The sequence below is a fragment of the Bradyrhizobium sp. STM 3843 genome, assembly GCF_000239815.1.
GTDB lineage: Bacteria > Pseudomonadota > Alphaproteobacteria > Rhizobiales > Xanthobacteraceae > Bradyrhizobium.
Window position 1 is genome coordinate 45,731 of record NZ_CAFK01000083.1, and the last position, 15,138, is coordinate 60,868.

General features: G+C 63.8%; 17 protein-coding genes. 14 read left to right on the top strand and 3 right to left on the bottom strand.

The features are described 5' to 3' along the window. Positions 1-103: 103 nt before the first annotated feature. Together BRAS3843_RS11340 and BRAS3843_RS11345 are read left to right on the top strand one after the other, a co-directional pair. The gene (locus BRAS3843_RS11340; RefSeq protein ID WP_139024841.1) at positions 104-2,230 is read left to right on the top strand and encodes a hypothetical protein; all 2,127 of its coding nucleotides are present in this window, start codon (positions 104-106) and stop codon (positions 2,228-2,230) included. Between the two features lie 165 nt (positions 2,231-2,395). Continuing rightward, positions 2,396-2,590, top strand: a complete 195-nt coding sequence (locus BRAS3843_RS11345) for a hypothetical protein (RefSeq protein WP_008969017.1) — start codon at positions 2,396-2,398, stop codon at positions 2,588-2,590. Positions 2,591-2,643: 53 nt separating this feature from the next. Here BRAS3843_RS11345 and BRAS3843_RS11350 read toward each other — a convergent pair whose 3' ends face one another. Both BRAS3843_RS11350 and BRAS3843_RS41470 read right to left on the bottom strand, forming a co-directional pair. After that, entirely contained in the window at positions 2,644-3,414 is a 771-nt protein-coding gene (locus tag BRAS3843_RS11350) for a Spy/CpxP family protein refolding chaperone (protein WP_083841354.1), read from the bottom strand. Positions 3,415-3,496: 82 nt separating this feature from the next. Then, positions 3,497-3,643 (bottom strand): hypothetical protein, encoded by a 147-nt coding sequence (locus BRAS3843_RS41470; protein ID WP_175361108.1) that lies wholly within the window; start codon positions 3,641-3,643, stop codon positions 3,497-3,499. Positions 3,644-3,833: 190 nt separating this feature from the next. On the opposite strand from BRAS3843_RS41470, the gene BRAS3843_RS11355 reads away from it, so the two are divergent. From BRAS3843_RS11355 to BRAS3843_RS11380, 6 genes are all read left to right on the top strand, one after another. Continuing rightward, entirely contained in the window at positions 3,834-5,174 is a 1,341-nt protein-coding gene (locus BRAS3843_RS11355; RefSeq protein WP_035981426.1) for an extracellular solute-binding protein, read from the top strand. A 106-nt stretch (positions 5,175-5,280) separates the two neighbouring features. Then, positions 5,281-6,219 carry a sugar ABC transporter permease gene (locus BRAS3843_RS11360; protein WP_008969021.1) on the top strand — a complete coding sequence of 313 codons (939 nt, stop codon included), beginning with the start codon at positions 5,281-5,283 and terminating at the stop codon, positions 6,217-6,219. Next, positions 6,219-7,130 (top strand): carbohydrate ABC transporter permease, encoded by a 912-nt coding sequence (locus tag BRAS3843_RS11365; protein ID WP_008969022.1) that lies wholly within the window; start codon positions 6,219-6,221, stop codon positions 7,128-7,130. Before BRAS3843_RS11360 ends, BRAS3843_RS11365 begins: the two co-directional genes overlap by 1 nt. 5 nt (positions 7,131-7,135) lie before the next feature. Then, positions 7,136-8,236 (top strand): sn-glycerol-3-phosphate ABC transporter ATP-binding protein UgpC, encoded by a 1,101-nt coding sequence (gene ugpC / locus BRAS3843_RS11370; protein WP_008969023.1) that lies wholly within the window; start codon positions 7,136-7,138, stop codon positions 8,234-8,236. Between the two features lie 31 nt (positions 8,237-8,267). Beyond that, positions 8,268-9,269, top strand: coding sequence for a hydroxyacid dehydrogenase (locus tag BRAS3843_RS11375; RefSeq protein ID WP_008969024.1), 1,002 nt, complete (start codon positions 8,268-8,270; stop codon positions 9,267-9,269). Positions 9,270-9,478: 209 nt separating this feature from the next. Further along, positions 9,479-9,862, top strand: a complete 384-nt coding sequence (locus tag BRAS3843_RS11380; RefSeq protein ID WP_008969025.1) for a hypothetical protein — start codon at positions 9,479-9,481, stop codon at positions 9,860-9,862. A 4-nt stretch (positions 9,863-9,866) separates the two neighbouring features. Here BRAS3843_RS11380 and BRAS3843_RS11385 read toward each other — a convergent pair whose 3' ends face one another. After that, complete coding sequence (locus BRAS3843_RS11385) at positions 9,867-10,373, bottom strand: DUF1993 domain-containing protein (RefSeq protein WP_035981429.1); 507 nt, start codon at positions 10,371-10,373, stop codon at positions 9,867-9,869. A 94-nt stretch (positions 10,374-10,467) separates the two neighbouring features. On the opposite strand from BRAS3843_RS11385, the gene BRAS3843_RS11390 reads away from it, so the two are divergent. From BRAS3843_RS11390 to BRAS3843_RS38855, 6 genes are all read left to right on the top strand, one after another. Continuing rightward, positions 10,468-11,256 carry a transporter substrate-binding domain-containing protein gene (locus BRAS3843_RS11390; RefSeq protein WP_008969027.1) on the top strand — a complete coding sequence of 263 codons (789 nt, stop codon included), beginning with the start codon at positions 10,468-10,470 and terminating at the stop codon, positions 11,254-11,256. An 88-nt stretch (positions 11,257-11,344) separates the two neighbouring features. Beyond that, the gene (locus BRAS3843_RS11395) at positions 11,345-11,917 is read left to right on the top strand and encodes an Ada metal-binding domain-containing protein (RefSeq protein WP_008969028.1); all 573 of its coding nucleotides are present in this window, start codon (positions 11,345-11,347) and stop codon (positions 11,915-11,917) included. A 17-nt stretch (positions 11,918-11,934) separates the two neighbouring features. Continuing rightward, the gene (locus BRAS3843_RS11400; protein WP_008969029.1) at positions 11,935-12,405 is read left to right on the top strand and encodes a PaaI family thioesterase; all 471 of its coding nucleotides are present in this window, start codon (positions 11,935-11,937) and stop codon (positions 12,403-12,405) included. A 263-nt stretch (positions 12,406-12,668) separates the two neighbouring features. Continuing rightward, positions 12,669-12,968, top strand: coding sequence for a hypothetical protein (locus tag BRAS3843_RS40670; RefSeq protein WP_008969030.1), 300 nt, complete (start codon positions 12,669-12,671; stop codon positions 12,966-12,968). A 28-nt stretch (positions 12,969-12,996) separates the two neighbouring features. Then, positions 12,997-13,464 carry a hypothetical protein gene (locus BRAS3843_RS11405; protein ID WP_035981431.1) on the top strand — a complete coding sequence of 156 codons (468 nt, stop codon included), beginning with the start codon at positions 12,997-12,999 and terminating at the stop codon, positions 13,462-13,464. A gap of 206 nt (positions 13,465-13,670) precedes the next feature. Then, positions 13,671-15,138: porin (locus BRAS3843_RS38855; RefSeq protein ID WP_050886418.1), on the top strand; the 1,468-nt coding region annotated here is incomplete at its 3' end.

Genomic DNA, 15,138 nt, shown 5'->3' on the forward strand with positions numbered 1-15,138 from the left:
AAACGTTACCGAACTATCAAAGCCTCGAAACAATCCGAAACATAATCGGCGGGCGTCGGCGATTGCCCCACTTTTGGTTGCGGCCGACTCGGGAGAGAGGCTCATGAGACGAACGAGATCAAAAATCAGGATGGCCGTGGGGCTCGCCTTTGGCGTCGCCTTGCTCACTATGGGTTCCCAATCCGCCTCGGCAGCGTGCCGGCTCAATTCGCCGGGCGGGCAGATCAAGCATGTCGTCAACATCGTGTTCGACAACGTGCATCTGCGTCGCGACAATCCCAACGTTCCGTCGGATCTGGAGCAGATGCCAAACCTGCTCAATTTCCTGCAGAACAACGGCACGATCTCGGGCAACCACCACACCCCGCTGATCTCGCACACCGCGCATGACATCGTGACCGCGCTGACTGGCGTCTATGGCGACCGCAACGGCATTCCGGTGTCCAACAGCTACGGCTTCTTCAAGGCCGACGGCAGCGTCGGCTTCAGCAGCTCGTTCCTTTACTGGACTGCCGCAGGTGGCGACGGCAAGCCGCAGATGCTTGACGAGCGCGGCAAGACCGCACCCGCGCCTTGGGTTCCGTTTACCCGGGCAGGCTGCGATGTCGGCGCCTTCTCAGTGGCCAATATTGAGTTCGAGCGCGTGCCTGACGACGTGACCACCTTCTACGGCGCGGGCAGCCCGACTGATGTCGCGGTACGCCAGCAGCTCGCCTCGTCAAGTGCCGCCGTGCGGCAGCAGCCGACGACCGATTATCTCGGCATTGCGGTTCATTGCGGTCTCAACAGCCCGCTCTGCAATAACGGCTTTGCCGCCAATGACCCGCTGCCGGACGAGCCAGGCGGATACACCGGGTTCAAGGGCCTATTCGGCAATATCAACGTGCAGCCGGTGATCTCCCCGAGCGGCGCGATCAAGGATCTCGACGGCAATGTGATTGCCGACCAGTTCGGCCGGCCGGGCTTCCCGAACGCGTTCAGTCCGCTGGCAACGCAGTCGCTCGGCTACGCGGCCACCATGCTCGAGGCCGGCGTCCAGGTTATCTACGTCTATATCGCCGACGCCCATGATAACCGCTTTGGCTCCGGCACCTTCGGTCCGGGCGAAGCCGGCTATGTGGCGCAGCTGAAGGCCTACGATACCGCCTTCGGCAAGTTCTTCGCGCGCCTGGCGGCGGACGGCATCACCAAGGAGAACACGCTGTTCACCGTCACCCCCGACGAAAACGACCATTTCGTCGGCGGCGCGCCGACGCCGGCCAATTGCGATGGCGTCAATATCCCGTGCACTTACGCGGCCGGCCAGAAGGGCGAGATCAACGTCACGCTCAATCGCCTGCTGCTGACCCAGCGGGCCAATGCGACGACGTTCTCGGTTCACTCCGACGATGCGCCGACGATCTATATCAACGGCAACCCGGCCCCCGCCGACACCGTGGTCCGCACCATGGAGCACGATCTCGACACGCTGGTCGCCACCAACCCGATGACAGGCGCGACCGACAAGCTGTCCAGTCTGCAGGCCGATCAGGCCGAGATGAAGCTCCTGCACATGGTGACGTCGAGCGCCGCGCGCACGCCGACGCTCACGATGTTCGGCAACGAGAACTACTTCTTTGCGACCGGCAGCGGCGGCGCATGCGCCACCCAGTCCGACTGTGTCTTCGTCGGTCCGAACTTCGCCTGGAACCATGGCGACTATCAAAAGGACATCACGCGGACCTGGGTCGCGATGGTCGGCCCCGGGGTGCGGCAGCTCGGCCGGCACGACTCCGACTTCACCGACCACGCCGATATCAGGCCGACACTGATAGCTCTGGTCGGGCTCGCGGACGACTACGTTTCCGAGGGCCGCGTCATTGCCGAGTGGATCCAGGACCGCGCACTGCCGCAGGGCATTCGCGGCCGCACCGAGGCGTTCACTGAGCTTGCCGAAGTCTACAAGCAGCTCAATGCTCCGGTCGGCCAGCTTGGCCGCGCCAGCCTCGTCTGGTCGAACGGCGCGGTCACCGGCACCGACAAGTCCTATGCGCGGTATCTGAAGCGGATCGCCGATGTCACGGCTCGCCGTGACAGCCTGGCCGCCGCCATCAAGACCGCGCTGAACGACGCCGCGTTCCGCAATCGACCGGTCGATCTGGGGACCGCAATTAACCTCGGCGTGCGCGCCCGCATCCTGATCGAGGAGGTCAAGGCCGAGGCCACCATCGGTCGCGCCTTCACGAACTGACTCTGAGGCTGCGGCCCTCATGTTGGCCAGCCCGCCGGTTTCGACCGGCGGGCTTGTTGCATCCCAATCCTGGGGACAACCGTCGCGCAGCCCATTGCCGACGCTTGCCGCGCCCGGACCAACGGAGAACACTTCGCCCTTGCGATTCGTGCGCGGGGGCGCCTTATGCAAAGTCAGGATCAAGGGTTCGATTACGAACGCTACCGAAGATTGTTGGCGCAGGCGGTCGACGAACCGAAGCGACTGGCGCTGATCAGGCTGCTGATCGAGGAGCGCGCCAAGGGTCGGCTGGCCGCAGCGCAGACCGCCAAACAACACGCGATGGCTGGCGCCGCGACGCGCTATAGCTCCCGCCTGTAGCCTGCTGCACCAATCGATCTCGCTCTCCGGCTTGGCCCGTTCAGCCTGACGGCCTAATCGAGCCCGCGCTCGTGGCTGAGGCGAACCATCTCGTCGATGAAGATCTGCTTCTGCTTGTCGTCCAGGCTCGTATAGAGCGGCTCGGATGAATCGGCGACGTTGCGCTGGTCAGCGGCTCGATCGACCAGGAACTGGGCTTCGTTGCGCATCTGCTCGACGATGTCGTCAGGTGGGTCGCGCTTGGCGCGGGCAATCCGCAGGTTGAGGCGGTCGGCGCCGTTGTGGCCGAGATAGTGCATCGCGCTGGCGAACGGCCCCCAGTTCTTTTCCTGATCCGGCGTCAGATTGAGCTCTTTCTTGATGCGCTCGATATTGGCGTCGCTGTTGGCGACGATCTGCTCGGCGGTGAGCTGCGGTACGCCTTCCTGCGTCAGCATGGCCGGCGCTTTCGCCATCTTGGTACTCTTGTTCGGGCCCTTATTGACGCTCTTGGCCGCCTTCGCGGCTTTCGCTTTGTCCGCTTCGCTGGCCTCAGGCGCTGGCTGGGCACTCTGGTTGGTGTTGCCAGTCTGGCTACTGCTGCCAGCGAAGGTTCCGGTCACGCCGGTGACGACCCCGACCACGCCGCCGATCGCGCCGCCTAGCACGCCCCCGACCGGGCCGGCCGCCTTGTTGCCCTCGCGCGCCCCCTGCTCGACGCCCTTGAACAGGCCTTGCGCGTCAACATGACGCGGCAAGCTCAGTGCGCAGCACGTGAGTAGCGCTGTCCCTACTGCAATGCACAGCCGCCACCGGTTGCGCATCGTCGACACAGGGAGGGTCATGGGCAGGCTCCGTTGGTCACTCGGCTAAATGGCAGTCGTCTCGATCGCAGTGGACCGATTCGAACTTTATCGGCGTCGCCGCTCAGAAGTCCATCTTTCGCGCCGCGCCGCGCCGCGCCGCGTTGCCGCGCCTGGCGCGAGAACCCAAGGTCTTGGACAGGAAACGTGCCCAGGAATTGCTGCTGATGTGCGACGCGAAATCGCGCCGCACCAATGCCGCCGCCGCCATTCGTCTTCGACTTTCGGAGCAAGCCATCAGTTCAAGAATGTCCCTCGCCTCGTTTCTCGACAGCCGCAGGCAATTCTGCTCTGATTGCTGTTAGCGAAATCCCCGCAAGGCGATCGGCCTGCGACGCAACACAACAACAAACGGGATGCGCTCAAACAGAATCCGATTGGCCTATCCAGGGAGGAACGCCATGTCACGGAGGAAGCTGACCCGCCGACAATTTGTTGCTGCCACAGCGCTCACGACGACTGCACTGGTCGCCGCACCTTACGTGCGCGGCGCACATGCTGCAGGCAAGGTCTCGATCGGTTTCTGGGACCATTGGGTTCCAGGCGCCAACGACGCCTCGACTGCTCTCGTCAACGAATGGGCGGCGAAAGAGAAGGTCGAGGTCTCGATCGACTACATCACCAGCAACAACAAGAAGCTGGAGCTGACGGTTGCGGCCGAGGCCCAGGCCAAGTCCGGCCACGACATTCTGCAGATGCCGACCTGGTGGCCGCACGCTTATGCCGAGAATCTTGAGCCCGTCAACGATCTGATGGAGCCGGTCATCAAGCAGAACGGCGACGTCAACGGCACGGTCAAGTATCTCGGGCAGCGCGATGGCAAGTGGCTCGCGGTTCCCGCGACGGTCGGCAGCCAGATCAAGGGGCCGTGCTCCCGCATCGATCTCATGAAGAAATATGCCGGGATCGACGTGCAGGAGATGTATCCGGCAGGCAGCCCTCCGAAGGCTGACAACTGGACCATGGAGACGTTCCTGAAGGCGGCCGAGGCCTGCCACAAGGGCGGATACCCGTTCGGCATCGGGCTCGGCGAGACCACGGACAGCGTCGACACCGCCGGCGCGATCTTCCAGGCATTCGGCGCCGAGCTCGTCAATGCCAAGGGCGACGTGACGGTCAAGACCGACGAGGTGCGGCAGGCGCTCGAATTCTACAAGAAACTGATCGCGGTGCTGCCGCCGGACGCCCCCTCCTGGGACGATGCTTCGAACAACAAGTGGCTGATCTCGGGCAAAGGCGCGATGATCTTGAATCCGCCAAGCGCCTGGGCGGTGGCCAAACGCGATGCGCCGCAGATTGCCGAGCAATGCTGGACGCACGGCTTCCCTGCCGGTCCAAAGGGGCGCTTCGCGCCGTTCCTGCCCTACTTCTGGGGCGCCTGGAGCTTTGGCAAGAACAAGGAGGCTGCCAAGAGTCTCCTCACCTATCTGTCGCAGCCGTCCTCAATCGAGAAGTTCGTGGCAGCCAGCGGCGGCTATGATCTGCCGGCCTATGCCAACATGACGAAGCTCAAGACCTGGGCCGAGGAAGGGCCGCCGAAAGGCACGCTCTTTCACTATCCGGACCCGTACAATCAACAGACGATGTCGATTGCAGCCTCGCCCGCACCGCCTAAGATCGCCCAGCAGATCTATTTCCAGGCGACGCTGACCAAGCTGGCGCTGCGTTATGCGCAAGGCCAGAAGCTGGAAGACGCGCTGGCCTGGGCTGAGGGCGAGTGCGAAGGCTTCATGCGCAGCTGATGCTCCCATGCCTGGCGACGGCCAGCCGAAAGGCAGGCCGTCGCACGCAATCTCACCATTGCTCCGCCAGCGCACCTGGTTGGCCCAGGTGAAAGGACATCCGCCTATGGTTGACGCCGCCTTCGAGCAGCCTCGTATCGCGCAGCCGGCACGCAGGCCCCGTCGCGCAAGCCTTCACTACGCGCTCAAGCGAAAGTCGACGGCGGCATTTCTGATGACATTGCCGCTGATCCTCCTGATCGCCGCCCTTGTGCTCTACCCGGCGCTCTATTCGATCCATCTCGCGACGCTGAACAAGTCGATGCAGAAGTTCGTCGGCTTCGGCAATTTCACCTTCCTGTTCAAGCGCGAAACCTTCTGGATGGTGGTGAAGCAGTCCTGCATCTTCGCCATCACGGCCGTTATCTTCAAAGCGCTGATCGGATTCATCGTAGCGCATTTCGTGCACAACATCCCGGCCAAGGGACAGCGCAAATGGCGCGGCATGCTGCTGGTACCCTGGGTGATTCCGCCCGCGATGAGCACGCTGGCCTGGCTGTGGCTGTTCGACCCCTCCTACAGCGCATTCAACTACACGCTCTCATTCTTCGGCATCGGTCCGATCCCCTGGCTCGGCGACACGTTCTGGGCGCGCTTCTCCGTCATTCTCGTCAACGTCTGGTACGGCGCACCATTCTTCATGATCATGTACCTGGCCTCGCTGAAATCCGTACCCGACCAGCTCTACGAGGCCGCCGCCATCGACGGCGCCAATTGGTGGCAGCGGATCTGGTACGTGACCTTGCCGATGATGCGCAACATCATCGCCATCACCACGCTGTTTTCGCTGATCGTCACCTTTGCCAACTTCGACATCGTGCGCATCCTGACATCAGGCGGCCCGCTGGATACGACCCATCTGTTTGCCACCTGGGCGTTCCAGGTCGGGATCCAGAGCAGCGACATCCCGCTCGGCGCCAGCGTGTCGCTGTTCATGGTGCCGATCCTCGCGGTGGCGGCGATCTTCATCCTGCGTGACGTCTCCAAGCGAGGGAACGAATCCTGATGAGCACGCTTGCGATCGACAAAGCGGGTCCGACCCGGAAGATCAAATATGGCAGCATCAGTCGCGACCGCGCCTGGGCGCTGCGCTGGTCCTATTTCTTCCTGGTGCTGTTCGCGATCTTCTCGCTGGTGCCGCCGTTTTACATGCTGATCACCTCGCTCAAGAGCAGCGCGGAGATCTCGGCTGCGACCAATCCCTGGTGGGTCTTTCACCCGACACTGTCGAACTACGTCGAGCTTCTGACCTCCAACCAGTTTCTGCGCTTCTTCTGGAATTCGACCATCGTTTCTGTCGTGGTGGTGATCGTTACCATGCTGATCAGCATTCCCGCCGCCTTCGCGCTGGCGCGGATGAAGTTCTGGGGCTCGGCGACGCTGGCGACGGGCGTGTTTCTCACCTACCTGATCCCGGACAGCCTGTTGTTCATCCCGCTGTTCAAGATGCTCGCGGTGGTCCAGGACCTGACCGGCATCACCTTGCTCAACAGATGGTATGTGTTGCTGTTCGTCTACCCGACGCTGACGGTGCCGTTCTGCACCTGGATCATGATTGGCTATTTCGCCTCGATCCCCAAGGAACTCGACGAGGCCGCCATCATCGACGGCGCGTCCTGGCTGCAGACCCTGACGCGGATCTTCATCCCGGTCGCGCTGCCCGGCCTGATCGCCGCGACCATCTTCGCGTTCACGGTCTCCTGGGCGCAATTCCTCTATCCGCTGGTGTTCACCACATCCATCGACCAACTGGTGCTCCCGGTGGGCATCACGACGACGCTGATCAAGGGCGACGTCTTCAACTGGGGACAGATCATGACGGGCGCGCTGCTCGGCGCTGCGCCGCCGCTGATCATCTACGCGTTCCTGATGGACTACTACATTGCCGGGCTGACCGCCGGCGCGACGAAGGGTTGAGCACCATGGCTGAAGTGAGCTTGCGAAAGGTGGTGAAGCGCTACGACGATGTCGAGGCTGTCAGGGGCATCGATCTCGACATCGCCGACCACGAATTCGTGGTGCTGGTCGGCCCGTCCGGCTGCGGCAAGTCGACGACCTTGCGCATGATCGCGGGGCTGGAGGACATCTCGGACGGCGACATCATGATCGGCGGCGACGTCGTCAACGACGTGCCGCCGAAGGACCGCGACATCGCGATGGTGTTCCAGAACTACGCGCTCTATCCGCATATGACGGTCGCGGAGAACATGTCGTTCGGGCTGCGGCTGAAGCGCTATCCCAAGGCCGAGATCAAGAGCCGGATCACGGAAGCCGCACGCATGCTCGATATCACGGACCTCATCGACCGCAAGCCGAAACAGCTGTCCGGCGGCCAGCGCCAGCGCGTGGCGATGGGACGCGCCATCGTGCGCAATCCCAAGGTGTTCCTGTTCGACGAACCGCTCTCCAATCTCGATGCCAAGCTGCGCGTGCAGATGCGGATCGAGATCAAGAAGGTGCACCAGAAGGTGCGCACCACGACCGTCTACGTCACGCACGACCAGGTCGAGGCGATGACCTTGGCCGATCGCGTCGTAGTCATGAACAAGGGCCGGATCGAGCAGATCGGCACCCCCAACGAGCTCTATCATAACCCCGCCACCCGCTTCGTTGCCGGCTTCATCGGCTCGCCTGCGATGAATTTCGTGCCCTGCCGGCTCGAGGACGCGAACGAGCGCCTCCACATCCGCCTGACCGATCGCCTCGCCTTCCCGCTGCCCGGCCCGCGCGCGGCGCGCTATCAATCCGTGTCGCGGAATGAGCCGCTGCTGCTCGGCATCCGGCCCGAGCACATCACCGAGGCGAGGCCGCATCCTGAGCCCGGCGTGGAACCGTTCCAGGCCATGCTTGATGTCACCGAGCCGATGGGCATGGAAACCCTGGTCTACTTCACGCTCGAGGCCACCCAGATCTGCGGCCGGGTCAGCCCGAATGCCGGCGCACGCGATGCTGCCCCGCTCAGAATGGCGATAGACCTCAACAACATGCACCTGCTAAACGAAACCACGGGCCTCGTCATCTGAGGCCGAAAAGAACGTGGTTCAAGGGCAGGAAATGACAACGAACACGGCCGCAAGCAACAAGAAGAAAGTCCTCGTTACCGAATCCTTCTCAGCCAAAGGCCGCGCGCTGCTTGCCGCGCGCGATGACATCGAAATGGTCGAGTTCTCCAACATGATCTCGGCCGCCGACTTCAACACGCTGCTGAAGGCGCATGCGCCGGTGCATGGCGTGGCGCTGGGCGCGACCCGGTTCGGCGAAGGCGAACTCGAGTCCTCCGGCGACATGAAGGTCGTGACCCGCATCGGCGTCGGCTACGACGCGGTCGATGTTCCCGCCTTGAGCCGCCGCAAGGTGCCGCTGATGGTGGCGGGCACGGCGAACTCACCGTCCGTGGCCGAGCAGGCGCTGTTCATGATGCTCACGCTCGCCAAGCGCGCCAATGAGATGCACGCCATGGTCAGGGATGGCACCTGGGCCTCGCGCCTGGGCGTGCTGCCGTTCGACCTCTATGGCAAGACCGTGCTGATCGTCGGCTTCGGCCGCATCGGCACCCGCACCGCCAAGCGCTGCCTGGCGATGGAGATGCAGGTCCTGGTCTACGATCCCTACAAGCCCGCCGCCGAGATTACCGCCGCGGGCTGTGAGCCGGTCGCAGACCTCGATGCCGCCTTGCCGCGGGCGGATTTCGTCAGCATCCACTGCCCGAAGACGCCCGAGACGGTCGGCATGTTCAATGCGGCGCGCCTGAGGCTGATGAAACCGACCGCCTACCTGATCAACACCGCGCGCGGCGGGCTGATCGATGAGGCGGCGCTGTACGATGCGCTGGCTTCGGGCAAGCTCGCAGGCGCCGGCCTCGACGTGTTCGAGCAGGAGCCGCCGCCGGTCGGCCATGCGCTGCACGCCTTGCCGAACGTGATCATGGCGCCGCATGTCGCCGGCGTCACCCGCGAGGCGGTCGACCGGATGAGCGAGCAGACGGCTCGCAACATCCTGAGCGTGCTCGACGGCGCCCCGATCAGCGAGAACGTCATCAACAAGGACGTCCTCTGATCGCCAGGGCCGGGGTGGCCTTCGACAAGGATTCCAATGATTTGCGGCCAGCTTTAACAGTGGGATGAAAGCGCGGCGGCCACTTCTAGCGTTGGATGACGCGGACGCAATCGCGCCATCCATTTGCCATATTGCAGAACGCCTCAGAAAACAGTTACAACCATCAAGTTAAACCCTCGCATTTGCGCGCGTCAGTCAGGGGGCTGCTGATGAGTGTTGCGACTGATCATGCGCTCGCGACCATCGCGAGCATTCTGCACAGGCCGGAATTATCGCCGGCTGTGAACGACGCCGGCCCGTCCAAGCCCGTCGAAAAGGCGGTCGAGGCTGACGGCTATAGCAAGATCGGCCCAGGGCCAATGGCGGCGCTCCGCTTCAAGTGGACCGTACGGCGCGGTGACGATGGTCACTACGTCGACGAGACCGTGGGGACAGGCTCGGTGCCGGTCAGCAAGGGCCCGATGAGCGCCGAAGCCGCGATCAAATTGGTCGATGAGCGCGCAGCCGAGGCGCATGCGCGCTTCGAGGCGCTCAAGAGCGAGATGATCGGCCACGGCCCGCCTCCTCTGCCCGCCGCCGGTGACGGGACGTAGGATGTCATAGGGACCGCGGCGGCCCGAGATAATCGGCCTTGACGAGCGGCACGCCGGCGTGGCGCAGGATGTCGTAAGCCGTCGTGACGTGGAAGAAGAACTGCGGCAGGCTGAAGGTCAGCAGCAGGGATCGCCCGGTGAACGCGCGCGTCGCACCGCTGCGAAAGGTGAACACGACCTCGCGCTCGGCACTGGCTGCGATCGGCTCGCGTGGCAGGCTCTCGATGAAAGCAATGGCGCGGCCGATCCGCGCCTTCAACTCCGCGAGATCGGCGTCACTCTCCTTGGCCGCAGGTGCCACCTGCCCGGCCAGCAAGGCGCTGGCGATGGTGGCGTGACGGTTGGCCTCACAGACCTGGCGCGTCAAATTGAACATGTCGGGCGCCAGCCGCATGGTAGTGAGGGCGGCCGGATCGAGCGCACCTGTGTCGGCGTGAGCCGCCGCGCGATCAAGCAGCCCGGACAGGTTGTGCAGGTACGGCACGAAGACCTCCACCGAAGCCTGCACCATCGAGATACTCACAGCGGTCCCTCCTCCCACTCGCAGCCACGCTGCGTCTCATGTACACAGGACGGCAATAACGAACAACGGAAGGTTAGATGGGATGAAAGGTTTCAAGGCTTCAATTTCCGTCCTGGTCGCGGCCGCCGCCTGTCTCCTCAGCGGCTCCGCGAGCGCCGATCCGGCCTCGCGGCTCGACGAGATCGTCCAGCGCGGCACGTTGCGGGTCGGCATGACCGGCGACTACAAGCCTTTCAGCTATCTCGACAAGGCGACCGGGCGGTTCACGGGCCTCGATATCGACATGGCGGACGCCCTCGGCAAGGCGCTCGGGGTCAAGGTCGAATTCGTGCAGACGGCCTGGCCGCAGATGATGAAGGACTTCGAGGCCGACAAGTTCGACATCGCGATGGGCGGGGTCTCGATCACGCTGGACCGGCAGAAGAAGGGCTTGTTCTCGACGCCGATCATGCGCGAAGGCAAGACCCCGATCGCGCGCTGCACCGATGCAGCCAAGTACCAGAGCATCGCCGAAATCGACAAACCGGGCACGCGGGTGATCGTCAATCCCGGCGGCACCAACGAGCGTTTTGCGCGCGCCAACATCCATGCAGCCGAGATCAAGGTCTACAACGACAACGTCACCATCTTCGACGAGATCGCCAAAGGAGACGCCGACCTGATGATGACCGATGCCTCGGAGACGCGCTACCAGCAGAAGCTGCATCCCGGCGTGCTCTGCGCGGTGCATCCGGACAAACCGTTCGACTTCGCCGAGAAGGCCTATTGGCTGCAGCGCGATGTGGCGCTGAAGAACTTCGTCGACCAATGGCTGCACATCAGCATGGAGAACGGCAGCTTCAGGAAGATGTACGACGCCTGGTTCGAATAGAGCCTGGTGTCCTGACGCAAACGGTCGTTTTCGGACCTCATCATCGGCTTCGGCTCGCGCCCGCGGGGCGATCGCGGTACATCGGGCCATGCATGACCCTGCAGCCCTTTACCAAGCTTTTTGCCGTCGCGACCCCGCACTCGACGGCACTGTCTTCGTCGCGGTCAAGACCACCGGCATCTATTGCCGGCCGGTCTGTCGGGTGCGGACGCCGCTGGCGCGCAATGTACGCTTTTTCCGCAGTGCGGCGGCCGCCGAAGGCGCCGGCTATCGCCCTTGCCTGCGCTGCCGCCCGGAGACCGCGCCATTCTGCCCGGCCTGGAAGGGAACGCAGAGCACGGTGGATCGCGCGCTGACCCTGATCGAGGCGGGCGCGCTCGACGATGACGGCATCGATGCGCTGGCGGACCGGCTCGGCATCAGCGCCCGTCATCTCTCGCGGCTGTTCGCGCAGCATCTGGAGGCGTCGCCAACCGAGATTGCGCAATCGCTCCGCATCCAGCGCGCCAAGCGGATGCTCGACGAAACCGCGCTTCCAATCGCTGTCATCGCAAGCCGCGCCGGCTTTTCCAGCCCGCGCCGCATGAGCGCAACCTTCGTTGCCCTCTACGGTCGGCCGCCATCGAAGCTGCGCCCGAGTAGACCAAGAGCCACGGACTAATAGCGGAGGATTCGGGCATGTCGGGCAAGAGCTACGGAACAGTCGACGACGCCAGACGCAAAGAGATGAGCGGCCTTCAATTCGTCCAGGGGCTCGCGGACGGGACGCTGCCGCTCAACACCATCGCGCACACGCTCGGCTATGACGTGACTGATGCCGCGAAAGGGCGCGTCGTCGTGACCGCCATGCCGACCGAGGCGCATCTCAATCCGGCCGGCACTGTGCATGGCGGCCTCGCCGCCACGCTGCTGGACAGCTGCATGGGCCTTGCTGTCTGGTCGATGCTCGACAAGGGCGTGGCCCAGACCACGCTCGAGTTCAAGATCGCGCTGCTCCGCCCGATCACGCCGGCCACGGGAATGATCCGCGCCGAGGGTACTGTCCTCACCTGCGGCCGCCGTGTCGGCACGGCCGAGGGCCGGATCACCGACGCAGGCGGCCGCCTGCTTGCGCATGGCACCACCACCTGCCTGATCTTCGATGCGTGATGCGCCGATACACCGCGGCGATTGGCAGAGAGCATCGACTTCGTCCTCAATGCCGGCTCACACGAAGCCTTCGACGCTCACGCACGATAATTTGAGCCATCCGCGTTGGAATGGTCCGGAGCCGAAACAGTCGAGTCCGGAATGGCGGCCGAGAACGATCACGCGACCAGGATGGTTGCTGCCATCACCTTGGGCGTATGCCGGCTGCCAGCATTCTCAACTGGTCCAGCAATTGATAGGGTCGACAACATCAGGAGGCGAATGTGAGAAACCTCATCGTCGGAACGGTGCTCGTGCTTGCGACCGGTGGCCCAGCCAGCGCGTATGTGTGTGCGGGCGGCCAGCAGCCTGTGCCGCCCAGCGTCGCCGCGCAGATGGCGCTGCCCTTGTGCGGCATTGCGGCGACGCAGCCTTGGGGCCCCAATGGCTGCCAGCTCTGCGACTCCCGTAACATGTATCCAAATCCGTTCAGTGCGTATGGTGAGGCGCGTGGCGGATATCCGAGAGCAGCGCGGCTCGCTCCGCGACTGAGGCATCCCGTCGACGAGACCGGGCCGCAATGAGGTTGCGCTCCGAGCGTTGGCTTTGCCGGTGAACCAGCAGGCATCCCGAAGTTGCGGAAGCTGCACGGCCTGTTGCGACGGCTGGCTGCAGATCGAAGTCCGCGGCCACCAGGTACGGAAAGGCCGGCCCTGTCCGTTCAGCGTCGCGCATCAATGTGCGATCTATCCGGAGCGGCCTCAGGATCCCTGCCGTGAGTTCGTCTGCGGCTGGCTGATCGCCTCGAGCCCGCTGCCGGACTGGATGCGGCCGGACCGAGCCGACATGATCATGCTGGCCGCCAATTTCTTCTGGCGGGGATTTCCGGTGGACGTGGTTGTGCCGGCCGGCGCGCGTCCCAAGCCGAAGGCGCTCGACTGGCTGAAGACATTCTGCGCCGAGAAGAAGCGGCTGCTGCTCTATCAGTCCGAAGGCGATTGGTTCGCCTTCGGCCCGCCGGCCTTTCAGGCCGACATTGCCGAGCGCCTGGCCCGCGGCGAGACGCCCTGGAGCCCTTGAGCTTCGCGCCTCAAACGTCTTGCTGCATCGCAATGCGACTGATCGTCGCGACTCCTGCTTTGATGGGAATAGTTGCTCAAGAGCCACAGCCCGTCCGGAAACGGTGCTAACCGCCGCTCCGTCGTTGTATGTGGCATCTGGCATACAATAGCCTCCTCGTGATCCCGGACTCGCAAGATGGTCCGCGGCACATGAGGGGGAATCGGATGAGGAAGGCCTTCCTGGTCGGAACGGGCGTTGCTGCCCTATGCGTGACATCTCTCCATCAACCACTGCAGGCAGCGACGCTCGAAGACGTCATTGCCCGCCTAGATGCGCTCGAGCGCAGCAATGCCAAGCTCGCAAAGGAGAACGCGCAGCTTCGCGAACGCGTCAACCAGATCGGCGAGCCCAGGGCGGCGGCCAGCGCGCCCGTCTCGCCAAAGGGAAATCCGGTCCTGCACGCGGCGGTGGCGCCGTCGCCTGCACCGGCCCCGGCAGCCGAGCACGCCGTCGTCAGCATCGGTGGCGCACCGCTCTACAGCAAGGCGCCAGGCGGCAACGCGTTCGTCGACAACACCACCGTAACGCTGTACGGCCACGTGGATCTGTCCGGCGACATCTTCAATCCGGGCGTTTACGACCAGGGCACCAAGTTCGGCGTCTCGAGCAATCTCACCTATTTCGGCGTCCGCGCCCGACACAATCTCGAGCCCTACGGCATGCCGGGATGGGCGGCGGTGGCGCAATTCGAGTCGCTGGTCGAAGTCGCGGCCGTGCCGACCGAACGCGCGGCCTTCGGTACGCGTGACAGCTTCCTCGGCATGGAGAGCCCGTGGGGTGCAATCAAGGCCGGCAAGGCGGACACGCCCTACAAGAAGGCGACTGCGAAGTTCGATCCATTCTCGGCGACGCTCGGCGACTACAATTCGATCATGGGCAATACCGGCGGCGATCTCCGTGCCGAGTTCGATTGGCGGGCGGCGCACGCGATCTGGTATGAGTCGCCGGTGTGGAACGGCTTCCAGGCCGCAATCATGATCTCGCCGGGACAGAACACGGCGAAGGACAACAGCGACTATGCCCTGGGTGACTTCAACTGCCCCGGCACCTCGGCCCGCGGCAGCGGCTCCGGCTTCCCGCTGACGTCGGCGCCGGAAGGCTGCACCGACGGCTCCTACGGCAATCTCTACAGCGCATCGTTGACCTACAACCAGGGGCCGTTCACCGCAGTCGCAGCCTATGAGATGCACGAAGGCACCAACCGGACCGGCGATGAAGCGGTAACGCCGCTGAGCAATGGTGGCGTTCTGGTCGTGCCTCCCGGCGCGGTCGGCATCGCCAATGAATGGGCGGCGAAGGTCGGCGCCGGCTACAAGTTCAACGACGTCGTCGGCACGCTGCAGCTCTACGGCATCTACGAGATGATGCGCCGCGAGCATACGGTCGCCGCCTTCAACGAACGCTCGCGCGACGGCTATTTCCTGAGCGCGACCCAGACCGTCAACAATTGGGACGTCAGCGCGTCATGGGCCCACGCCAATTCATCGCCTGGCTCGCCCGGCACCGGCGTCCTCAACACGTACACCGCACTTGCTCCGGCCCCAGCCGGCGCTGCCGATTTCGCGCTCAACACCTTGGACTCGAGCGCCGACCAGTATGCGGTCGGGTTGAAGTACCATTTCAGCCCGTTCG